Below are 22,017 nucleotides of genomic sequence, written 5' to 3' on the forward strand. Positions count from 1 at the left end.
CGAGCCGGTCTGGAGCGATGCCCCGCCGGCGCAGCCTGTTTCACGTGAATCTGGAATTCGTTGCGCTGCACATAAACGCTGGCGGGCTTTTCGGCAACCGCAGACGCTGCCGAAAAGTAAATGCGTTCAAGCTTCCGCCAGCGCCCGCTGCCGCTCGGCGACGGCCCGGCCGACCTGATCGATGACGAGGCGATAGGCTGCGAGCGCCGCCGTATCGAGGTCACCCTTGGCGTAGTCGGCCAATACGCGCGTCAGGATGTGGTCGGCCTCGCGGCCGAGCCGGGTCAGTTCGGCCTCGTCCTCGCAGGCGCGGATCACGGCCAGAAGCGCCAGCAATTCGTCGAGGCCCGACATGGCGCGCCGGCGCCGGTTGGCGCTCTCGCGCCCGAGCAGCGCGGCGCCGCCCGTGCCGACCGCCGAGAGCGCCATGGCCCCGATATAGAACCAGTCGCCATAGCGATCGAAGAAGGTCTCCTGCTCGCCATCGATATAGGCGGCGGCGCCCGAATGGACCGGCAGCGGCGCGTCCTTGTCGGTCGAGGGCGTCTCCAGCGCCTGCACGGCGGGCAGTTCCGCCGCCAGGGTCAGGCGCAGGCCGAGGATGTCCTTGGTCAGCTCACCGACGAGATTGTCGTCGAGGCTCTGCGCTGCGACGAGGCGCGAGGTGATCGCGATGGTCGGCAGGCTCTCGGCCGGGCGCGGCGGGTCGCCGCCGAGCGCGCCACGCACGATCTCGCCGGATTCGATCGCACGGTAATGCAAGGCGAGCGCATCGGCCTCGCGAACCGGGATCAGGACGGGATCGTTGCCCCAGGCTTCGCGCAAACGGCGCAGGCCGCCATTATTGGTATGGGAGCCGACAGCGCTGATCGAGAAGAAGACGTCGATGCGCTTCTCCCTCGCCACCGGCACGATCTCCTCCTGGGTCAGGCCGAGAATCTCGACCTCGTCGGGCCGGACCTCGTATTGCGCCAGCACCCGTTTCAGCAGCGCGACGTTGCCGGCAGGATTGCGGGCGACGCCGACCCTGCGGCCACGCAGATCGGCGATACGGGTGATCGCGGTCTCGGCCCTGGTGATGAAGAAGGGATAGGTCCGGCGGGTGATCAGCACCGTATCGGCGGTCGAGGGCATGGCGATGTCAGCACGCAGCATGGCGAGATCGGCCTGCCCGGCATCGATCCGCTTGGCGCTGTCCTCGGAACCTTCCGTCAGGACGAGCCGCAGGCGCACGGAGGCCTTGTCGCGGTTCAGGCCCTGCACGAAGGCCGCGGCCATGCGCGCATCCTCGGAGCCGAGCGGCCCGACGGCGAGGCGCAAGGTCCGCGGCTGGCCGACATAATAGAACGCCGCCGCGACGAGGCCGGAGACGGCGAGCAGCCCCGCCACCATCGCCAGCCCGCGCCTGCCCATGCCAAGCCGGATCAATCAACAGCCCCCTTGTTCGCCCATGCCAGCATGGCTTCCTTCGCCATCATGTCGCAAGTACGGCATGCACCGGCGAACGGACCGTGCTAAACGCCGGGCCATGTCCAATGGTTCGCCCTTCCTGATCAAGATCTGCGGTCTCTCGACGCCCGAGACGCTGGAGGCTGCGCTTGCGGCCGGCGCCGACATGATCGGGCTCAATTTCCATCCGAAAAGTCCGCGCTACGTCACGCTGGAGCGCGCGAAAGAACTGGCGGCGATCGCCCGCGGCAAGACGGAAATCGTCGCGCTCGTCGTCGACTGGAGCGAAGGGCAGGCAGCGGAACTCGCCGAGGCGCTGAAGCCCGACTGGTTCCAGTTCCACGGTCGCGAGACGCCCGAGCAGACCGCAGCCCTGCGCCGCGCCGTCGGCCGGCCGGTGATGAAGGCTCTCGGCATTGCCACGGTCGAGGACCTGAAAGCCGTCGCCGGCTATCGCGATGCCGCCGATCTCATCCTGCTCGACGCCAAGCCGCCGAAGGACGCGGCCTTCCCCGGCGGGCATGGCAAGCCCTTCGACTGGGCGCTGCTTGCCGGCCTCGACCCTTCGCAGCGCTTCATGCTATCGGGCGGGCTCGATCCGGCCAATGTCGCTCATGCCATCGGCATAACCCGGCCGGCGGGCGTCGACGTTTCCTCGGGCGTCGAAAGCGCGCCGGGGGTCAAGGACCCCGCCCGGATCGCGGAATTCATCGCATCGGCCCGCAAGGCCGCCGCGGCACTGCAAGAAGGTTTGACGGCATGAACGCCCCCTCGACCCCGAACAGCTATCGCAACGGCCCGGACGAGAACGGCCGCTTCGGCCTGTTCGGCGGCCGCTTCGTCGCGGAAACGCTGATGCCGCTGATCCTTGAGCTGGAAGCGGCCTATAACGCCGCCAAGGCCGACCCGGCCTATCATGCCGAGATGACCAGCGGGCTGAAGCATTATGTCGGCCGGCCCTCGCCGCTCTATCTCGCCGAGCGGCTGACGGACCATTTCAGCGGCGCCAAGGTCTACCTGAAGCGCGAGGAGCTGAACCATACCGGCTCCCACAAGGTGAACAACGTGCTCGGCCAGATCCTGCTGGCACGGCGCATGGGCAAGAAGCGCATCATCGCCGAGACCGGCGCCGGCCAGCACGGCGTCGCCACCGCGACGCTCTGCGCCCGCTACGGGCTGGAGTGCATCGTCTATATGGGCGCGGTCGATGTCGCCCGGCAGGCGCCCAACGTCTTCCGCATGCAGATGCTCGGCGCCACCGTCGTCCCGGTCGAATCCGGCACCAAGACGCTGAAGGATGCGATGAACGAGGCGCTGCGCGACTGGGTGACCAATGTCGCGACGACCTTCTACTGCATCGGCACGGTCGCAGGCCCGCATCCCTATCCGGCGATGGTGCGCGACTTCCAGTCGATCATCGGCAAGGAAACCCGCGAGCAGATGCAGGAGGCCGAAGGCCGCCTTCCCGATTCGCTGGTCGCCTGCATCGGCGGCGGCTCGAACGCGATGGGGCTGTTCCATCCCTTCCTCGACGACGCATCCGTCGAGATCTACGGCGTCGAGGCAGCCGGCCACGGCATCCCGAGCGGCCAGCATGCGGCCTCGCTGACCGGCGGACGCCCCGGCGTGCTGCACGGCAACCGCACCTTCCTGCTGATGGACGATGACGGGCAGATCAAGGACGCCCATTCGATCTCGGCCGGGCTCGACTATCCCGGCATCGGCCCGGAGCATTCCTGGCTGCACGATATCGGCCGGGCGACCTATCTCTCCGCCACCGACGAGGAGGCGCTGGAGGCGTTCCAGCTCATCTCAAAGTTGGAAGGCATTATCCCGGCGCTGGAAAGCGCGCATGCGCTCGCCCGCGTCGCCGAGCTCGCCCCGCAGAAGCCGAAGGACCATCTGATGGTGGTCAATCTCTCCGGCCGCGGCGACAAGGACATCCCGCAGGTCGCGGAGATCCTGGCGGCGCGCTGACGCTCGCATGGACACCTAAAGTTCCAGGCACGCGGCTCTCGACTCTCTGCTCCATAGCAGCAACCATGGGTTGCTTCCGGCGCCTCCGCGCCGGGCATCGTCGCGTGGAGCGGGACCGGGGCCAATGGGGGGCAGCGGTAACGACGACCGTCCGATCGGGCGCGGGCCTGCCTCAGCCGGCCTGCCGATCGAACTCGCCTTCCTGACGCGGCATGGCCTGGCGCCCTCGCTTCTCGCGCGTGCGGCCGAAACATCCCGCCGTAACCGCAGCGAGCCCGCCCGCGAAGCGATCGCGCTCGGCCTGATCGGCGAAGCCGAGCTTTATCGCGCACTCGCGGCCGAGCTGGGCCTCGCCTTCCTGCCGCAGCCGCCGCCCCTGCGACCCGGCGGCGGGCATGATGCGATCCTGCGCCAGGGCATCGCGCCGACCGTCGACGACAGGCGCTTTCGCTTCATCCTCGCGCCCGAGGGCCCGGCGCTGCGGCGGATGCTCGAAGCCGGGCCGCGCCATCGCGGCGATATCGCGGTGACGACACCGCGCCGCTTCGCCGGGGCCCTGCGCCACAGCAATGCCGAGACCCTGGCGGAGCATACGGCCGGGCTCGACCCTGCCGGTCTCGCGCGCGAGAGCGCCCGCACCGGCGCCAGCCGCGGCCAGGTGATCGCAGCCGGCGGCGGTGTCGCCGCAGCCGCACTCGGCGGCGTCTTCGCCCCGCTCCAAACCTTCTTCGCGCTTGCGCTCCTGCTCGGCCCGTTCTTCCTCGGGCTCATCCTGCTGCGTCTTGCGGCGGCGATCGAACGCTCGGCGCCCGATCTCTGGCGCAGCCATCGCTGGCGGATCGACGAATCCCGCCTGCCCGCCTACACCGTCGCGGTGCCGCTCTACCGCGAGCTTCCTGTGCTCCGGCAATTGACGGATGCGCTCGGCGCCCTCGACTATCCCCCGGCCAAGCTCGATATCCGCCTGCTGATCGAAGCCGACGATATCGGGATGCGCAGCACGCTGGCGCGGATGGCGCTGCCGCCGCATTTTTCCGTGACGGTCGTTCCGCCGGGCTTTCCGCGCACCAAGCCGCGTGCGCTCAACCTGGCGCTGCTCGAGGCACGCGGCACGTTCTTCACGATCTTCGACGCCGAAGACATTCCCGATCCGCAGCAACTGCGCATGGCGGCGGCGCGCTTCCTCGGTGGTCCGCAGGAGCTCGGCTGCCTGCAGGCCAGACTCGTGATCGACCATGCCGAGGAAGGCGTGCTTCCCGCCCTGTTCGCGCTGGAATATGCGGGGTTGTTCGATGTGCTCAATCCCGGCCTGCTGCAATTCCGGTTGCCGATCATGCTGGGCGGGACCTCGAACCATTTCCGCACCGAGGCGCTGCGCGCGGTCGGCGGCTGGGATGCCTGGAACGTGACGGAGGATGCCGATCTCGGCTTCAGGCTGGTGCGCGCCGGCTACCGCATCGGCGACCTGCCCTCGAACACCCGCGAGGAGGCGCCCATCACCATCCCGGCCTGGCTCAAGCAGCGCTCGCGCTGGATCAAGGGCTATATCCAGACGCTGGTGACGCATTCCCGCGCCCCTTTGCGCCTGATGCGCGAAGCCGGGATGGCTGCGACCTTCGCCTTCCTGTCGCTGGTCTTCGGCACCGTCGCCACGGCGCTCGGCTATCCCGCCTTCGCCGTCGCCGCGCTGATTGCCTATTGGGACGGCTCCCTGTTCGAGCCGGTGGGCACTGTCGCCACCCTGACCTCGACCATCGCGCTCGGCATCTGGATTCTGGGCAGCGTCGCGCTGTTCATGCCGCCGATCGTCGGCGCCCTGCGCCGGGGCGCTCCGGGCCTATTGCTGCTCGTGCCGCTGCTGCCGCTCTATTACGCGCTGGTCTCGGCGGCGGCCTGGATGGCGCTCTACGAGTATTTCAACCACCGTTTCGCCTGGAACAAGACGGAGCACGGGCTGGCGCACCGACCGGCGCCCATCGAAGCCAATCAGGAGTGACGCAGCCATTCTGCCGCCGCCTGCGCCGGAGGCTGCTCGATATTGAAGGCACCGACGAAACTGCCGTCCTTGCCCATCAGATAGACCAGGGCGGTATGGTCCATCGTGTAGTCGCCATCCTTGAGCGGCACCTTCTTGGCATAGGCGCGATAGGCCTTGATCACGGCATCGATGGCGGGACGATCGCCGCTCAGCCCGACGATGCGGGGATCGAAGGAGCCGAGATAGCTCTTCATCGCGTCCGGCGTGTCGCGCTCGGGATCGACCGTGATGAAGAGGGCCTTGAGCCCCTTCGCCTTGGCGCCGTCACCGGCCGCGCGCAGGGCTTCCGATATCTCGAAGAGCTTGGTCGGGCAGATGTCGGGGCAATGGGTGAAACCGAAGAAGACCAGGAAGGGCGAGCCCTTCAGATCGGTATCGGAGAGCGGCTTGCCCTCCTGCGTCGTCAGCGTGAACGGGCCGCCGACGCTGGCCGTGCCGCTGCCACCGCCCTGGCGGCCAGGCGAGAAGGTCAGGATCGCGGCCGCAGCCAGCGCGAGCGCGCCGACGAGGAAGACGACGAGGGGGAGAACGAGTCGGCGGTTCACGAAAGACTTCCCGGGCAGGCGGCCGCAGCCGCTAGAAGCAAGCGACGATGGCGGCGATCAGGCCGTCGGTGAAGAGCCGGTCTCCCTCGCGCCACCAGAGCAGCAGGCCGGTGAGGAACAGGGCGAAGAAGCCTCCGCCGATCAGCATGAGGCCGAGACGGCTCGAAGAGCCGGCCTCCTTCTGCGTTGTCTCGTCTGCCTGCGACATGAGGCCAACCTATCGCCAGATCACGCCGCCCGGAAGCGGGCGCCGTGACGCAGGGTCTCACGATGCAGCGATGCGCCCCGGGTTGGGCACATCACGGAATTGGCCGGTGCTCCCAGACTCACTTCACCGGGAAGGTCAGCGGCGAATAATCAGTAACCGGGCGCTTGATCCAGTCATTGCCGGGCGCTGCGGCTTCCGTCCGCTTCTGGCCTTCGTGGAGGCGCAGCGCGGCCGCCGGATAGTCCATGGTCAGGACGGTGCCGTCACGGACCACGAGCCTGCCGTCGACATAGACGCGGTCGACGGCCCGTTCGGCGGCGGCATAGACCATGCTGCGCACGGGATCGCGGCGCGGCTGCATCATCGGGTGCTTGAGGTCGACCATGACGAGGTCGGCCTTGCAGCCCGCTTCCAGCCGCCCGATATCGTCGCGGCCGAGCGCAGCGGCGCCGGCCGTGGTCGCGGCCTCGAAGATGTCGGTGGTGGTGAGCGTGCGCGGGTTCTCCGCCATCATCCGGGCGACGTAGCCGACATGGCGCATCTCCTCGAGCATGTTGTGCGGATAGGTGTCGGTGCCCATGCCGATGCGGACGCCGGCGCGGCGATAGCGCCCGAAATCGTCGAGCGCGATGCCCCGGCGCATGAAGACCGTCGGGCAATGGGCGACGATCGTGTCGGTCTCGGCCAGCAGTGCAAGATCGCGGCGGCTGTGCCAGGCGACGCGCGGGTAATCGTCGAGGAAGATGCCGTGACCGACGATGCTGGTCGCGCCGAGCACGCCGAGCTTCTCCAGCCACTGGATCGGCGTCACGCCATGACGGCGGGTGATCTCGTGGAACTCGACCGTCGACTGGGCCGCATGGATCTGCCAGGGCAGGCCACGGCGCTTGGCTTCGGCAAAGCTGTCCTTGATGAGGCCTTCGCTGCAGGTGTCGATCTGCGCCGGGCAGACCATGCCGAAGAGACGGCCTGACGGATGCTTCTGCGCCTGCTCGATGACGTCGAATGCGGTCGCCATGGCCGCGGCGCCAGCCTTCTCGTCCCATTCGTATTCGACGACATGGCCGTTCTTCGTGTACCAGCGGGCCGAGCGGAACATCGGCGAGACGCAGACGCGCAGGCCGCTATTGGCGGCGAGATCGAGCCAGCCGGGATGGGCGACCGAGAGATCGGCGAGCGTGGTCACGCCGGAGAGCAGCAGTTCCGAATAGGCGACCTGCACGCAGTCCGGCACCGCCTCGGCATCGGGCCGCAGGATCGGCATGAATTCGTAGAGCGAGGAGTTATAGAGCGCGGGGGAGCCGAGCTCGTCGAGGAAGCCCTTGTTCAGCGCCTCGCTCGAGGGGTGAGAATGGATATTGACGAGGCCAGGCATGACCATGCGCCCGCTGCCGTCGACGGTCTCGTCCGCCTGCCCCTCGTAGCGGGGTCCGACGAAGCGCAGCGTGCCGTCCTCGAAGGCGACATCGGCACCATGCAGATAGACGTGCTGGCCGGCCTCGGCATCCCAGGCGACAACGATGTCGGCATTCTTGATGACCGTGATCGTCATGATGTTTCCCTTCCTCCCACAGGCATAGAAAAAGCGCCGCGCGGCTCACACCGCGCGGCGCCCAAGAAACTCAGCGCTTCAGCTTGAGATCGAGCCCCTTGTAGAGGCCGGCTCCATACAGGCCGTGGGCACGCACGCCCTCGACCCGGTCGGTCGCGACGACCCAAAGCGGTTGCGAAACCAGCGGCACCCAGACATTCGCCTCGGTGAGCTGGGTCTGGACCTCGGCCAGGGCCTGCTTGCGCTTGTCGGCGTCGGTCGCCGTCGCCGCAGACTTAAGCAGTTCGTCCGTCTTGGGGTCCTTCCAGTTCATCCGGTTCGGCGTCGGAACCTGCTGGCTGCGGAAATAGAGGCTCATCGCCTCCGTCGCCGTCACGTAAGGGTAGGACATCAGGAACGCGTCGAATTCCTGCGTCGCCAGCTTGCCCCAGGCCACGGTCGCGTCCCAGAGCTGGATCTTCATGTCGATACCGACCTTGCGCAGATCCGCCTGCATGGCCTCGGAGATGCGCGGATTGGAATCGTTGCGGATGCCGTAGACAGTGAAGGTCGCCTTCTGGCCATCCTTCTCGCGGATACCGTCGGCGCCCGGCTTCCAGCCGGCCGCGTCGAGCAGCTTGGCGGCCCCGGCCGGGTCATATTTCGGCATCTTGTCGGCCGAGGACTTGTCGTAATCGAGCACGGCCGGGTTCAGCAGCGAGGGCAGGGTCTGTCCCTTGCCGAAGAAGATCGCCTTGGCGATCGCCTCCTTGTTGGTCGCCATGTTGGCGGCCTCGCGGATGGCCTTGTCCTTCGCGACGGGCTTGTCGACCTTGAAGCCCATGAAGACGTCGTAGATGTAGTTGTCCTGCCGCTGCACCGTCATGCCGGGGATGCGCTGCATCGTGTCGAGCGCGATATACGGCATGTAATAGGTCACGTCGGCCTGCTTGGCCTGGATCGCAGCCATCAGCGTGTTCGACTCGGGGATGACCTTCCAGACGATCTCGTCGATCTGCGGCTTCGGATCCTTGTAGATCGGCGGGCCCCAGGAGTAGTGCGGGTTCTTCTTGAGCACGAGCTCCTGGCGCGGGGTCCATTTCGACCAGCAATAGGGGCCGGTGCCGTTGAAGCCCTGGACGCCGAAATTCGGACCGAGCTTCTCGACGGTCGCCTTATCGACCACCGAGGCGAAGGAGAGCGCGAGCTGGAACATCAGGTCGCTGTAGGGCTCCTTCAGCTCGTAGATCAGCGTGGAATCGCCGTCCGCACGGATGTCCTTGACCGGGCCGGCGCGGAAGGAGACCGGCGATTTGCTGGCTGGATCGATCCAGCGCTTCAGCGAATAGACGACGTCGTCGACCGTCATCGGCCGGCCGTCGCAGAATTTCACGTCCTTGCGCAGCTTGAAGGTGTAGGTCTTGCCGTCAGGCGAGATCGTCCAGCTCTCGGCGAGGCCGGGCTTGATCGTCTTCATGTCGAAATCGACCGTCACCAGCGTGTCGGCGAGCATGTACATGACCTCGGCCGCCGCCGTCGCGGTCGAGCGGATCGGGTCGTAATTATCGGCATCGATGATGCGCAGGATCGTGAGCGGCGCCTTCTGCTGGGCCACCGCGGGCGCCGTGGCAAAGGTCGCGGCGGCCGCGCCCGCGAGAAGCAGAGTTGACAGTTTCAGCATCGAGCAAATCCCCTTTTTCGCTTCTTGGTTGATATCCGCTGCTATTTGCGCAGCTTCGGATCGAGGGCGTCGCGCAGGGAATCGCCGAGCACGTTGAAGGCGAGCACCACCGCGAAGATCACCAGGCTCGGCAGAACCGAGACATGCGGCGCGAAGAACAGGAAGTTGCGCCCGTCCGCCGCCATGGCCCCAAGCTCCGCCGTCGGCGGCTGGGCGCCCAGGCCCAGGAAGGACAGCGCTGCGCCGAGCAGGATGACCTGGCCGAAGCGCAGGGTGATGAAGACGAACATTGCCGAGAGGCAGTTCGGCAGGACATAGCCCAGGATGATGCGCAGGTCGCTGAGACCGAGCGAGCGCGCCGCCTCGATATAGCCCTGCTGCAGCACGACCAGCGCCGAGCCGCGGACCACGCGCGCCATCAGCGGCACGGTCGCGATCGTGAGCGCGATGATCACCGCCGGCAGGCCCGGCCCGAAGATCGCGGCGATGGCCAGGCCGAACAGGATCGCGGGGAAGGACAAGAGGATGTCCATGAACCGCATCAGCACGCCCGATGCCTTCGGATAATAGGCGGCGGAGAAGCCGATGATGCCGCCGATCGTACAGCCGAAGACGACGGAGGCGAGGCCCATCAGCAGGCTCGTGCGCAGTCCGAAGAGCAGGCGCGTGATCATGTTGCGGCCCTGCCCGTCGGTGCCGAGCAGTCCCATCTCGCCCGGCGGCTTCAGCGTGTTGGCGAGGTCGTTGCCGAAGGGGTCGGTCGGCGCGAGCCAGGGCGCGAAGGCCGCACAGAGGATGGCGAGGACGACAAGCGCCAGCGCGACGCAGGAGCCTGCATCGGAGAGCAGCATCCGGAACACGGTCTTCCGGCGGACGGGCGCGGCGGCGGCAACGCTGACGGCAGCCTCGACCGTCTTGGCGCCCGGCTGCAGCGCATCGCGTTCGAGCTTCATGGGAGAGCCCATCAGGTGCCCCTCACGCGCGGGTCGAGCACGGCATAGAGGACGTCCACCGCGAGATTGACCAGGATGAAGCCGAGCGAGAGCATGATGATCGTGCCCTGCGCCATCGGCAGGTCGCTGGACAGGATGGCGCCGACCGCGAGCCGGCCGATGCCCGGCCAGGAGAACACGGTCTCGGTGACGACGGCGCCGCCGAGCAGGAAGCCGATCTGCAGGCCGATCAGTGTGACGACCGGGACGAGCGCATTGCGCAGGGTGTGGCGCAGCACGACCGTGATCTCACCGAGGCCCTTGGCGCGGGCGGTGCGGACATGGTCGGCGCCGAGCTCGTCGAGCACCGAGGTGCGGGTCATGCGGGCGACCGGGCCGACGAAGACGCCGCCGAGCGTGATCGCGGGCAGGATGATCCCCTGCAGCCCTTCCCAGGTCCAGAGCGGGCCCATACGGCCGGTGAAGGGCAGGATCGGGTATTTGAAGCCGAAGAGCCAGATGAGCCCGAGGCCGAGGAAGAAGACCGGCAGCGAGACGCCGGCGACCGAGACCGCCATGATCGCGCGGTCGATCAGCGAGCCCCGATAATAGGCGCCGACGGTGCCGAGGAACATGCCGAGCGGGATCGCCCAGACCAGTGAGGCCAGCATCAGCTCGAGCGTCGGGCCGATGGTGTTGCCGAGTTCCTGCGTGACCGGGACATTGTTGATGATGGAGACGCCGAGATCGCCCTGGACCAGGCGCCCGATATAGATGGCGAACTGCTTCCACAGCGGTTCGTTGAGCCCAAGCTCCTGGCGAATGGCCTCGACCACATCCTGCGTCGCGTTCGGGCCGGCCCGGACCTGGGCCGGGTCCGTCGGCACCACCTGCATCAGCAGGAAGCCGATCAGCAGCACGCCGAACAGCACCGGCAGGACGAGAAGCAGCCTTTGCAGCGTATGCCGCAGCATGAAGGGCGCCTCCCTATTGCGCGGCGGCTGCGAGCTGGCCGTGGCGGTCGAAGACCACCGCACCGCCGAGCAGGGTCAGGTCGCAACGCACGTCGTTCTCGACCTCACCGACAGGGATCGCGAAGATGTCATGCGAGAGCACGGCGATGTCGGCGAGCTGGCCCGGCACCAGCCGGCCGACCCTGTCCTCGGCGAACTGGGTATAGGCGCCGAGCAGCGTATAGGCGTGCACCGCCTCCTCCATGCTCAGCTTCTCGGCACCGCCGATCTCGGTATCGCGTTTGGTCTGGCGGGTGACCATGGTGAAGAGGTTCTTGAACGGGTCGGTGGCACAGACCGGCGCATCCGAGCTCGCCGCCGCATGCAGGCCGCCATCGAGCCATTTGCGCATCGGATAGGAAGCGCCGGCGCGTTCCTCACCGAGATTGATCACATAGAGATCGCCGAATTCGTAGATGAAGGCCGGCTGCGGCACCGGGTCGATGCCGGCAGCGGCCATGCGGGCGAGCTGACCGTCGGTGAGGAAGCCGCAATGCTCGATGCGGTGGCGGCGCCCCTTGATCGGGTGCTCGGGGCTGTCGGCCTTCTCCATGCCGGAGAGCACCTGCTCGATGGCGGCATCGCCGATCGCGTGGATGGCGAGCTGGTAGCCGAGCTCATGGTAGTGCCGGAGATAGCCGTGCATCGCCGCGTCGGAATAGATGAAGATGCCGCGATTATCGGGGTCGCCGACGAGGTAGGGCTCGCTCATCGCGGCAGTCAGGCCGCCGGCACTACCGTCACCGAAGACCTTCATCGCGCCATAGCGCAAAAGGCCGATCTCGCGGCCGAAGCGGTAGCCCGCCGCATGGGCCTCGTCGCCGATGCCGTCGGCATTACCGTAGATGCAGACCCAGGTGCGGACCGGCAGCGTGCCGGCGCGCGCGACCTCCTCATAGGCCTCGATCTCGGCCATACCGGCGCCCATGCCGACACCGGCATCCATCACGCTGGTGAAGCCCTGCGCCAGCATGTAGTGCCCGGCCTTCTCGATCGCGGCCTTGAGTTCGGCGGCGCTCGGGCGCGGCATCGCCTGGACGATCAGGCGCATGGCGCTCTCTGCGAGCAGGCCGGTCAATTTGTTGTCGCGACGCTCGATCAGGCCGCCATCGGGACTCGGCGTGTTGTGGCCGATGCCGGCCGCCGCCATGGCCCGGCTGTTGACGACGCCGACATGGCCGCAGGTACGCTTGATATAGACGGGGTTGTCGGGCGAAACGCGGTCGAGTTCCTCGGCCGTCGGGTGGCGGGCCTCAGTGAGTTCGTTATGGTCGTAGCCACGACCGGTGACCCATTCGCCGGGCTTCTTGCCCTTGACCGCCACGGCGATGCGACGCAGGACCTCGTCGATGCTGTTGACGCCTTCCTCGGGGCGCAGATTGACCTCGCTCATGGCGAGACCGAGCGGCAGCAGATGCATATGCGCGTCGTTGAGGCCGGGAATGGCGACACGGCCGGCGAGATCCACGACCTGGGTATCCGGTCCCTGGAGTGCGGCGATCTCGGCGGCCGAACCCGCAGCCAGCACCTTGCCTCCGCCGATCGCCAGGGCTTCCGCGAAGCCTTCCGCCAAACCGCAGAAGATGCGGCCATTCAACAAAACGGTCTCGGCTTGCGTCATCGCCCGGATTACCCTGCTTTCCCTGTTGAATTCTCGCCGCGAGGCATTGGCGAGGCGATAGTCTTCGGCAAGCATCTCCCGTGCCATGAACGCGACAATGCGCGCCCATGCGGCCCTATCGTATCGAATGGGGGATTTAGTCTGGACGGTGTGCTTTTGACGCTAAAACTATGCCACTCCGCCTGTTCCCCATGACACTATTTTCTTATGGCTTTCCGGCAGCATTGCTCAGAATATTGAACATGGCAAGGGCCGCGCACAGGCGGGCCCTGCATGACGCGCAGGAAAGACAAGGCGCGCAGAATGGGGAAACGGAGCGACTATGAGCTTTGATGTCGGCGGAAGGCTGAAGGAAATCAGGCTGGCAGCCGGACTTTCCCAACGCGAGCTCGCAGCTCGCTCCGGGGTGACCCATAGCCTGATCTCGCTGATCGAGCAGAATCGCAACAGCCCGTCGGTCGCGTCGCTGCGCAAGATCCTCGACGGCATCCCGATGACCATGGTCAATTTTTTTGACGAGGCGCGAGCGCCGCGCGACAAGGTCTTCTTCGAGGCGCCGGACCTGCTCGACCTGACCTCGCGCCTGCACCAGGTCAATGGCGGCGAGAGCCGGGGACAGATGTCGTTCCGCCAGGTCGGGGATGCCCAGGCGCATAACCTGCAGATCCTGCACGAATCCTACGATCCCGGCGCCGATACCGGCATCGCCATGCTCAAGCACGATTCCCATGAAGGGGGGGTGGTGCTGTCGGGCGAACTGGAGGTCACGGTCGGCGACCAGATCAGGGTGCTCAAGCCGGGCGATGCCTATCTCTTCGACAGCCGCATTCCGCATCGCTACCGCAATATCGGGACGGAACGCTGCATCGTGGTCAGCGCCTGCACGCCGCCCTATCTTTGAGACGGCAGGAACCTGCGGCGCGACGCAGCCTGCGCCGCCTCGCCACAGCAACCTTAGAATCCATTTAAACTATTGATATTATTTGATTTTAACTCCCAAATCGGATAACGCTCGCCTCTTTCCAGAGGTCGAGATGCATATCGGTTCCAGCTCCGCACAGAGATCGGCCACGAGCCTGGAGCTGTTCTCGCGCAATCTCTCGCTCTCGGCCGGCACCTTCCTGATCCAGGAGGGCGAGCGGATCGTGGGCCCGATGCGGCCGGGGCTGAAGGTCGCCGTCATGCTCGAAGGCCGTCAGGCGCTCGAACTCGACGATCGCCCGGCCGTCGTCCTCGACGGACCGGCCATCCTCATCGCCGCCAATGGCGGCGAGCACATGCAGCAGCGCACCGGCCTTGCAGACGGCACCCTGCGCTGCGCGCTGATACAGTTCGACTTCGATTTCGTCGCGCGTGAATTCGGCCCCGACGTCGCAAAGGCCGCGCGCCTTGCCTGCTCCGACGGGGCGGGTTTCTGGGTGCGTCCGGCCGATGCTCCGATCCGGTCGCTGGCGCTGCAGATGGCGGAATGCCAGGTCGGCGAGGCGCTGCGCCCCCTCTATCTCGCCGGCAAGGCGCTGGAGCTCGGCGCGCTTGTGCTGGATCGGATGCTCGGCGAGCGCCCCACCCGCCCGGCCCGGCTCAACCCGCGCCTGCGCGAGCAGGTCCATGCCGCCCGCGACCGTCTGCTTGAAGCCCTGCGCGAGCCGCCCGGCCTGGCGGAGCTGGCACGCGAAAGCGGGCTCAACCCGACCAAGCTGACCTCGGCCTTCCGGGCGGAATTCGGCGCCAGCGTCTTCGAGTACCTGCAGGAGCAGCGCCTGCAGCAGGCCTATGCGATGATCGCGAGCGGAGAGACCAGCATCGCCGTCGCCGCCTTCAAGGTCGGCTACAGCCCGGCCCATTTCTCCGGGCTGTTCCGCAAGCGTTTCGGCATCGCGCCCAGCGCCCTGCGCTGATCCGGGCCATGAATCCGCCGTCCCGTTCTTGCTTGGACGCGTTCGAAACGCGACCGAAAGAAATACTGCCGCGATCGAAAGCCAAGCGCGTTGCCGCCCTGGCAGCCTTCCTGAAAGAACCCCGGAGACGCGGCGCCAGAAGCGCCAGGGGCAGGAATACAGGCATGACCGGGATCAACAGCAGCAATCGCGCGATGGGGCGGGCCGGTGTGGCGCTGGCCGCTCTCCTCGTCGGCGGGGCGGGCACGGCGCTGGCGCAGGGCGCCGGGGCGCCCCAGGCCGACACGGCGATCGGCCTCGACACCATCGAGGTCCAGGGCGAGCGCGCCAGCGGCCCGGTCAATGGCTATGTCGCCCGCCGCAGCGATACCGCGACGAAGACCGACACGCCGATCATGGAGACGCCGCAGTCGATCACGGTCGTTACCCGCGACCAGATGGACGACCAGGGCGCGACCACGGTCAGCCAGGCCCTGCGCTACAGCGCCGGCGTGCTCGGCGAGACGCGCCTGTCCTCGGGCGGCCGCTATGACAGCGTCTTCATCCGCGGCTTCGGTGGCGCTGGAACCGGCGCCGGCTTCGTCAACAATCTCGACGGCCTGCGCTACCTGCGCGGCGTCAACTTCCTCGTGCCCTCCTTCGAGCCCTGGGGTCTGGAGCGGGTCGAGGTGCTGCGCGGCCCGTCCTCGGTGGTGTTCGGACAGGTGAAGCCCGGCGGCCTGGTCAACATGGTCAGCAAGCGGCCGCGGGACGAGAAGCACGGCGAAGTCCAGCTCCGCGTCGGCGACAGGCAGCGGGCCGAGATGGCCTTCGATGTTGGCGGGCCGATCGACCCGCAGAAGACCTGGCTCTATCGCGTGGTCGGACTTGGCCGCACGGCCGATACACAGGTCGACTACACCAAGGACCAGCGCATCTTCATCGCCCCCTCCGTCACGTACCGGCCCAACGGCGCGACGACCTTTACGCTGATGGCTTCCTTCCAGCGCGATCCCGAGACCGGCTTCTACGGCTTCATCCCGGCGGTCGGTACCGTCCTGCCGAGCCGCGCCGGCCGCATTCGCAGCGAGTTCTTCCCCGGCGAGCCGCGTTTCGAAGGCTATAGCCGCAACCAGGCCAATCTCGGCTGGGCCTTCGAGCACCGCTTCAACGACGTCCTCACCTTCCGCCAGAACGTCCGGGTCTCCGACCTCGAATCGCGTTTCCGGACAGTGGCTGTCGGCGGCATCGCCGCCGACCAGAAGACGCTGACCCGCCGCGTGACGATGTCGAACGAGAAGGCGCGCACCGCCGGCATCGACAACCAGCTCCAGGCCGATTTCCGCACGGGACCGCTGACGCACAAGGTGCTCTTCGGCGTCGACGGCTACTGGACCGACGGCACCGCCTTCACGGGTGCCGGCGGCACCGTGCAGACGCTCGACTACACAAACCCGATCTATGGGCGCCTGCCCTTCGCCCTGCCCGCGCTGGCCGGCACGAAGCAGACCACGGCCCAGTACGGCATCTACCTGCAGGACCAGATCAAGCTCGACCGGCTCTCGCTGGTCGTCGGGGGTCGCTTCGACCGGGCCGAGGCCCGTACCCGCGCGATGAGCACCGGCGTCCTGACCAAGCAGGACGATACGGCGCGCACCGGCCGCGTCGCGCTGATGTACAATTTCGACAACGGCTTCGCGCCCTATGCCAGCTATTCGACCTCGTTCGATCCGCAGGCGGGCACGACCTTCACTGGGACGCCGTTCAAGCCGACCGAGGGCGAACAGTTCGAGGCCGGCTTCAAATACGAGCCGCCGGGCATGAACGCCTTCCTGCAGGCCTCGGTCTACCAGCTGACCCAGACCAACGTTCCGACGACCGACCTCGCCCATCCGACCTTCCAGATCCAGACCGGCGAGGTCCGGGCGCGGGGCATCGAGGTCGAGGCCCGTGCGACCGTGTTCGACAATCTCGATCTCGTCGCGGCCTATACCTATACCGATGCCGAGGTGACCAAGAGCAGCGGCGTCGACCTGCACAAGCGCCCGACCGTCGTGCCGCGCCATACCGCAGCGCTCTGGGGACATTACACCTTCCGGACGGGCCTGCTCTCCGGCCTCGGTCTCGGCGCGGGCGTCCGCTATGTCGGTGCCGGCGCCGGCGACCCCGCCAACACCTTCTCCACATCGGCCTACACTCTGGTCGATGCCGCGATCAGCTACGATCTCGCCGCGGCCAGCCCGGCGCTCAAGGGCTGGAAGGTGCAGGTCAACGCCCAGAACCTGTTCGACAAGGAGTATATCTCCGGCTGCTACGGCACGACGCAGTGCTCCTTCGGCCTGCGCCGCACGGTCCTCGCGACACTGTCCTACCGCTGGTGAGGTCGCCGATGCAGCCGGACAGCCCTCCCGATATCGGCCTCGCGCCCGTTACGCTGCCGCAGGCCTGGCAGCGCGACTTCGCGGCCCGTGACGGGTCGCGCTACCGGCTGCTGATCTCCGTGCCGGAAGGCCCCGCGCCGGCACGCGGTTTTCCAAGCCTCGTGCTGGTCGACGGCCATGCACTGTTCCCGGTGGCCGCCACGGCCGCCCGCCTGCAGGCGCAGCGCCCGGAAGCGACCGGCGTCGGCCCCGCCGTCGTCATCGGCATCGGCTATCCTGATGAACGGCCCTTCGATGCGGAGCGGCGCCAGCGCGACCTCCTGCCCGTCCCCGGCGGCGCCGACCGCTTCCTCGACATGATCATCGACGAAATCCTGCCTGCCGTCGCGCGGATCGCGCCGCTCGACCCGGCCCGGCGGGCGCTGGCCGGCCATTCCTATGGCGGGCTGTTCGTGTTGCACGCGCTGTTCACCCGGCCCGGCCTGTTCGAGGCCCATGTCGCCGGCAGTCCCTCGATCTGGTGGCGGGATCGCGCCATCCTCGCGAGCGAGGAGGCCTTCCGCCGTGGCGGCTCCGGCCCTGCCGGGCGGCTTCTGATCACGGTCGGCAGCCATGAGCAGGCACCCACCCTCGCCGTCACCGTGCAGCGGGCCGAGCGGCTCGCACGCGCACGGATGCGCGACAATGCCGCCGAGATGGCGGAACGCCTGAGCGCGTCCGGCTGCGTCGATTGCAGCTTCACCGAATTCCCCGGCGAGAACCATGTCTCGGTGATCCCATCGATGCTCTCGCGCACTGTGGCCTTCGCGCTCGCCGGCACGGCCCAGGACAAGGCGGCGGCAGCATGATGCTCGACAGACGCTCGCTGATCCTGGGCGGCTTGAGCCTGCCGGTGCTGCCCGCCCTGGCCGCCGCGCCGGTCGTCGCCACCGATGTCCTCGGCCGCACCGTCAAGCTCGCCGCGCCGGCCAGGCGCATCGTGCTGGCGCAGGGCCGTCAGCTCAATGCGCTCGGCCTGATCCATCCCGATCCCGTCAGCATCCTCGCCGGCTGGGGCAGCGATCTCGAACGGCAGAACCCGGACGGTCTTGCCCGCTACCGGGCGCGCTTCCCGGCCATCAATGTGCTCCCGCTCGTCGGCGACGGCGGGACGGCCGCCGGGTTTTCGCTGGAAAAGGCGATCACGCTCGGGCCGGATCTCGTCGTGGTCAGCAAATCGCTCGCCGGCACGCGCCGTGGCCCCGGCGATCTCGTCGAGAAGCTGGAGGCCGCCGGCATCCCCGTCGCGGTCGTCGATTTCTTCCTGGAGCCGCTGCGCGACACCGTGCCGAGCCTCAGGGCGCTCGGCATCCTCACCGGGCAGCAAGAGCAGGCGGAAAAGCTGATCGCCTTCTACGAGGAGCGGATGAAGCGGATCGCGGGCCGGGTCGCGGACGCGAAACGCCCCTCCGTCTTCATCCATGCCCATGCCGGTGGCTACGATTGCTGCATGACGGCCGGGCAAGGCACGTTCAACGAATTCATCCAGGCCGCGGGCGGGCGCAATATCGCCGCCGCGATGCTGCCGGGCGCGACCGGGCAGATCGGGCTGGAACAGCTCATCGGCGCCGATCCGGATGTCTATATCGCGACCGGTGGCACGCATCTGGCCAAGCTCGGCGGGCTCGTGCTCGGCCTCGGCGTCAGCGAGACCGATGCGGCCGCGAGCTTCGCCAAGCTGCTGGGCACGCCGTCGCTCAAGATGCTCAGCGCCATCGAGAAGCGGCACGCCTTCGGCTTCTGGCACCTGTTCAACGATACCCCCCTGCATGTCGTCGCCATCGAGGTCCTCGCGAAATGGCTCCACCCGGAGCGCTTCGCCGATATCGACCCGGTCGCGACGCTTGCCGAGGGCGCCCGCTTCTCGGCGATCCCGCTCGACGGGACGCTCTGGATCGCGGCGTCCCCCAAGCCCTGACGGAGACGACCATGCTGGCCACCTCGACCCGGATCGCGCTCGCCAACCCGGCCGGCGTCCTGAAGCCGCTCTGCGAGCATCTCGTCGAGCATGAGGCCGTCATCACGGAACAGGGCGACACGACGCTCATCGCGCTCGACGGCAGCCACGCGCGGATCGAACTCACGACAGCCGCGCTCGATGTCCATGTCGAGGCGCCGGACCTCTCCACCCTGCTCGGCATGAAGCGCGCCATCGCCAGCCATGTCATCGAATTCGCCCCGAAGGACACCGCGCCGGAGATGCGCTGGACCGGCGACGGCACCGGCCCCGCCCTGCCGCCAGAATTCCGCATCCTGACGGTCACCGCCGTCGAACGGATCACGCCGCATATGGCCCGCATCCGCTTCGTGGCTGAGAACCTCGCCCGCTACGACCATATCGACGCGCTGCATGTGCGCCTGTTCATCCCGCCGGTCGGCGTGAACGAGCCGAGCTGGCCGATGGTCGGCGATGACGGCCTGCTGCTGCCCTCGCCAGCCGAAACCAAGCCGCTGGTGCGCAAGTACACGATCCGCGAGATCGACGTCGCCAACGGCACGCTCGCGCTCGATTTCGTGCTGCATGAGGATGCCGGGCCGGGCTCGGCCTTCGCGTTCAGGGCCAAGGCCGGCGACCGGATCGGCATGGCAGGCCCCGGCGGGCGCGGGCTAAAGCCGGCCGAGCGCTATGTCTTCCTTGCCGACGAGACCGGTTTGCCCGCCGTCGCACGCATGCTGGAGAACCTGCCGGCGCAGGCCAAGGGGCAGGTTTTCATCGAAGTCGCCGACGCCGGCGAGGAACAGCCCCTGCGCCATCCGGCCGGCATGGCGCTGACCTGGCTGCATCGCGGGGACGCCACGCCGGGCAGCCTGCCGCTGCTGCAGGATGCCTTCGCGACCATCGACTGGCCGGCCGACGGGCCCTCGACCTATCTCTGGGCTGCCGCCGAGCATGCCACGTTCAAGGCGATCCGGGCGGCCTCTCGCGGCAAGCTCAGGCCGGAGCGCGACCAGAACCTCGTCGTCAGCTACTGGCGCGCCGGGGCTTCCGACGAGGAGCATGTCGCTGCGAAGAAGGCTGAAGCCGCGAAGGGTTGATCAGCCCTCGCGCACCGCGACAATGAACAGGCGCGGGAAGCGCAGCAGCACCTTGCCGTCGCTCTCGACGGGGTAATGCGGCGCGATGCGCTCGAGATAACGCGCGATGAAGCCCTGCTGCTCCTCGGCCGACAGGCGGTCGAGATAGGGCTTCAGGCCGGTGCTCTTGAACCATTCGGCGATGGCTTCGAGATTGGCGAGCGCATGGACATAGGTCGTCTGCCAGATATCGACGCGGCAGCCCGCTTGACCGAGCCAACGCCGATAGTCGCCGAAGGAGCCGATCGTGGCGCGCTCGGCCTTGGCGTTCGCGAGCTTCTCCGCCCAGGAGCCATCGGCCGCGACCTCGCGCATAGCGACATGGGAGGGCTCGTTGAGGTTGTTCGGCATCTGCACGGCGAGGCAGCCGCCTGATGTCAGCGAGCGCGCCAGACGCGGGAACAACGCGGCATGGTCGGGCAGCCATTGCAGCACGGCATTGGCGAAGATCAGGTCATAGCCCGCCGCATCCGACCAGCTGTTCACGTCTCCGAGGACGAAGGAGAGGTTCGGCAGGCGCTTGCGCGCCTTCTCCAGCATGTCCGGCGAGGAATCGAGGCCCTCATTGATGGCGCCGGGGAAGCGTGCGGCGACCAATTCCGTGCTGTTGCCGGGGCCGCAGCCGAGATCGATGCAGCGCCTGGGCTCGCTCAGCGGCACGCGGGCAAGAAGATCGGCCGGCGGGCGCGTCCGCTCGTCCTCGAAGCGCAGATATTGCGCGGCATCCCAGTCCGGCTTGGCGTTCATCGCTTGCTCCTGTCGCGGCGCACTGCCTGAAGAAGCGGCGCGCTCCGTTTCTTCTAGCGCGAAACGGCGGCGTCGGCAGGCTTGCGCGCCAGAAGGGCGAAGCGGGTCGACGAGGCCAGCCTGATCGCGTCATGCAGGGGCGCAGCGCGCTGCTGCTCGCGCACGACCTGGATGTAGTCGGCCGGAACGATGTCGGTGAAGCCGGCTGCCGTCAGCATCGCCTCCAGGCGCGGACGGCTCAATCCGTCCTTGAAGTAGAAGCGGCTGGTGATCGAGGCATGGGTATCGGCGTCGATCTGGTGGACGGCCGCGCCGCGCTTCGCGCGCAGCCAGGTGCCGAAGCGATTGACCAGCGCCTGCCAGCGCGTGCGGTTGACCCAGTCGCCGTCGATGATCAGCAGGCGCCCGCCGGGACGCAGGACACGGAACCATTCGCTGAGCGCCGCTTCAGGGTCGGTCAGGGTCCAGACGAGGTGGCGGGTGATCGCCGCATCATAGCTCGCGTCTTCATCGAGCAGGCGCTCGGCATCGCCGAGGCGGAAGCGCGCGGCCTTGCCATGCTTGGCGCGGGCCCGTTCCAGCATCGCCTCGGAGAAATCGAGCGCGGTGACGCGGTGCTTCAGCGAGAGCAGGGCACGCGTAATCTCGCCGGTTCCGCAGGCGAGGTCGAGCACGTCGAGCGGCTGCGACCCGAAGGAATCGCCGATCAGGCGCTGAAAGGCCTTCAGCTCGCGGTCCGATTTGATCGCGTGGCCGAAGGAGAGATCGAAGCTCTCGGCCCGCGCCGACCAGTAGGCGCGGATCTCTTCCTTCAGGGTGAAATTGTCGTGCGTTGAGGGAGCGGACATGGCTTTAGAGGCTTTCTCGCATTTTCTTCACGCGAACCGGTACCCACTTCGCTCG

The 22,017-nt window shown here is 67.5% G+C and carries 19 protein-coding genes; 9 read left to right on the forward strand and 10 right to left on the reverse strand.

Annotated features, from left to right (window positions below):
• Positions 1 to 126: 126 nt before the first annotated feature.
• Positions 127 to 1,428 (reverse strand): TAXI family TRAP transporter solute-binding subunit, encoded by a 1,302-nt coding sequence (locus ASE61_RS22795; protein ID WP_156407195.1) that lies wholly within the window; start codon positions 1,426 to 1,428, stop codon positions 127 to 129.
• Between the two features lie 100 nt (positions 1,429 to 1,528).
• Here ASE61_RS22795 and ASE61_RS22800 point away from each other — a divergent pair, with 100 nt between their 5' ends.
• The 3 genes from ASE61_RS22800 (at position 1,529) to ASE61_RS22810 (ending at position 5,422) form a co-directional block, all read left to right on the forward strand.
• Entirely contained in the window at positions 1,529 to 2,212 is a 684-nt protein-coding gene (locus tag ASE61_RS22800; RefSeq protein WP_061970876.1) for a phosphoribosylanthranilate isomerase, read from the forward strand.
• Positions 2,209 to 3,426 carry a tryptophan synthase subunit beta gene (gene trpB / locus ASE61_RS22805; RefSeq protein WP_061970878.1) on the forward strand — a complete coding sequence of 406 codons (1,218 nt, stop codon included), beginning with the start codon at positions 2,209 to 2,211 and terminating at the stop codon, positions 3,424 to 3,426. The genes ASE61_RS22800 and trpB overlap by 4 nt, the downstream gene beginning before the upstream one ends.
• A 124-nt stretch (positions 3,427 to 3,550) precedes the next feature.
• On the forward strand, positions 3,551 to 5,422 hold the full coding sequence (locus ASE61_RS22810) for a glycosyltransferase family 2 protein (protein ID WP_061970879.1): 1,872 nt from the start codon (positions 3,551 to 3,553) through the stop codon (positions 5,420 to 5,422).
• On the opposite strand, the gene ASE61_RS22815 is transcribed toward ASE61_RS22810, so the two are convergent.
• From ASE61_RS22815 to ASE61_RS22840, 7 genes are all read right to left on the reverse strand, one after another.
• Positions 5,413 to 6,009, reverse strand: a complete 597-nt coding sequence (locus tag ASE61_RS22815) for an SCO family protein (RefSeq protein WP_061970881.1) — start codon at positions 6,007 to 6,009, stop codon at positions 5,413 to 5,415. The genes ASE61_RS22810 and ASE61_RS22815 overlap by 10 nt on opposite strands.
• A 31-nt stretch (positions 6,010 to 6,040) precedes the next feature.
• Positions 6,041 to 6,217 carry a hypothetical protein gene (locus tag ASE61_RS26690; protein ID WP_156407196.1) on the reverse strand — a complete coding sequence of 59 codons (177 nt, stop codon included), beginning with the start codon at positions 6,215 to 6,217 and terminating at the stop codon, positions 6,041 to 6,043.
• Between the two features lie 118 nt (positions 6,218 to 6,335).
• Positions 6,336 to 7,769, reverse strand: a complete 1,434-nt coding sequence (locus ASE61_RS22820) for an amidohydrolase family protein (protein WP_061970882.1) — start codon at positions 7,767 to 7,769, stop codon at positions 6,336 to 6,338.
• 70 nt (positions 7,770 to 7,839) lie between these two features.
• Positions 7,840 to 9,429: an ABC transporter substrate-binding protein gene (locus ASE61_RS22825; protein WP_061970884.1), complete on the reverse strand. Its 1,590-nt coding sequence runs from the start codon at positions 9,427 to 9,429 to the stop codon at positions 7,840 to 7,842.
• 41 nt (positions 9,430 to 9,470) lie between these two features.
• A complete protein-coding gene (locus tag ASE61_RS22830; protein ID WP_061970886.1) occupies positions 9,471 to 10,382 on the reverse strand; it encodes an ABC transporter permease in 912 nt (303 codons plus the stop codon).
• Between the two features lie 11 nt (positions 10,383 to 10,393).
• Positions 10,394 to 11,335 (reverse strand): ABC transporter permease, encoded by a 942-nt coding sequence (locus ASE61_RS22835; protein WP_061971162.1) that lies wholly within the window; start codon positions 11,333 to 11,335, stop codon positions 10,394 to 10,396.
• 13 nt (positions 11,336 to 11,348) lie between these two features.
• Positions 11,349 to 13,070, reverse strand: a complete 1,722-nt coding sequence (locus tag ASE61_RS22840; RefSeq protein ID WP_244492990.1) for an amidohydrolase — start codon at positions 13,068 to 13,070, stop codon at positions 11,349 to 11,351.
• A 247-nt stretch (positions 13,071 to 13,317) separates the two neighbouring features.
• Here ASE61_RS22840 and ASE61_RS22845 point away from each other — a divergent pair, with 247 nt between their 5' ends.
• The 6 genes from ASE61_RS22845 (at position 13,318) to ASE61_RS22870 (ending at position 20,328) form a co-directional block, all read left to right on the forward strand.
• Positions 13,318 to 13,896: a cupin domain-containing protein gene (locus tag ASE61_RS22845; protein ID WP_061970888.1), complete on the forward strand. Its 579-nt coding sequence runs from the start codon at positions 13,318 to 13,320 to the stop codon at positions 13,894 to 13,896.
• A 133-nt stretch (positions 13,897 to 14,029) separates the two neighbouring features.
• The gene (locus tag ASE61_RS22850) at positions 14,030 to 14,893 is read left to right on the forward strand and encodes a helix-turn-helix transcriptional regulator (RefSeq protein ID WP_061970889.1); all 864 of its coding nucleotides are present in this window, start codon (positions 14,030 to 14,032) and stop codon (positions 14,891 to 14,893) included.
• Positions 14,894 to 15,057: 164 nt separating this feature from the next.
• The gene (locus ASE61_RS22855; protein ID WP_061970894.1) at positions 15,058 to 17,253 is read left to right on the forward strand and encodes a TonB-dependent siderophore receptor; all 2,196 of its coding nucleotides are present in this window, start codon (positions 15,058 to 15,060) and stop codon (positions 17,251 to 17,253) included.
• A gap of 8 nt (positions 17,254 to 17,261) precedes the next feature.
• Positions 17,262 to 18,101 carry an alpha/beta hydrolase gene (locus ASE61_RS22860; RefSeq protein ID WP_061970896.1) on the forward strand — a complete coding sequence of 280 codons (840 nt, stop codon included), beginning with the start codon at positions 17,262 to 17,264 and terminating at the stop codon, positions 18,099 to 18,101.
• Positions 18,098 to 19,210, forward strand: a complete 1,113-nt coding sequence (locus tag ASE61_RS22865) for an ABC transporter substrate-binding protein (RefSeq protein WP_082617667.1) — start codon at positions 18,098 to 18,100, stop codon at positions 19,208 to 19,210. The genes ASE61_RS22860 and ASE61_RS22865 overlap by 4 nt, the downstream gene beginning before the upstream one ends.
• A gap of 11 nt (positions 19,211 to 19,221) precedes the next feature.
• The gene (locus ASE61_RS22870; protein ID WP_061970897.1) at positions 19,222 to 20,328 is read left to right on the forward strand and encodes a siderophore-interacting protein; all 1,107 of its coding nucleotides are present in this window, start codon (positions 19,222 to 19,224) and stop codon (positions 20,326 to 20,328) included.
• Here the strand turns inward: ASE61_RS22870 and tam are convergent, their stop codons facing one another.
• Together tam and ASE61_RS22880 are read right to left on the reverse strand one after the other, a co-directional pair.
• On the reverse strand, positions 20,329 to 21,114 hold the full coding sequence (gene tam, locus ASE61_RS22875; RefSeq protein ID WP_061970899.1) for a trans-aconitate 2-methyltransferase: 786 nt from the start codon (positions 21,112 to 21,114) through the stop codon (positions 20,329 to 20,331).
• Positions 21,115 to 21,167: 53 nt separating this feature from the next.
• Positions 21,168 to 21,962 carry a class I SAM-dependent methyltransferase gene (locus ASE61_RS22880; RefSeq protein ID WP_061970901.1) on the reverse strand — a complete coding sequence of 265 codons (795 nt, stop codon included), beginning with the start codon at positions 21,960 to 21,962 and terminating at the stop codon, positions 21,168 to 21,170.
• Positions 21,963 to 22,017: the final 55 nt, after the last annotated feature.

It is taken from the genome of Allobosea sp. Root670 (assembly GCF_001429415.1).
Taxonomy (GTDB): Bacteria; Pseudomonadota; Alphaproteobacteria; order Rhizobiales; family Beijerinckiaceae; genus Allobosea; species Allobosea robiniae.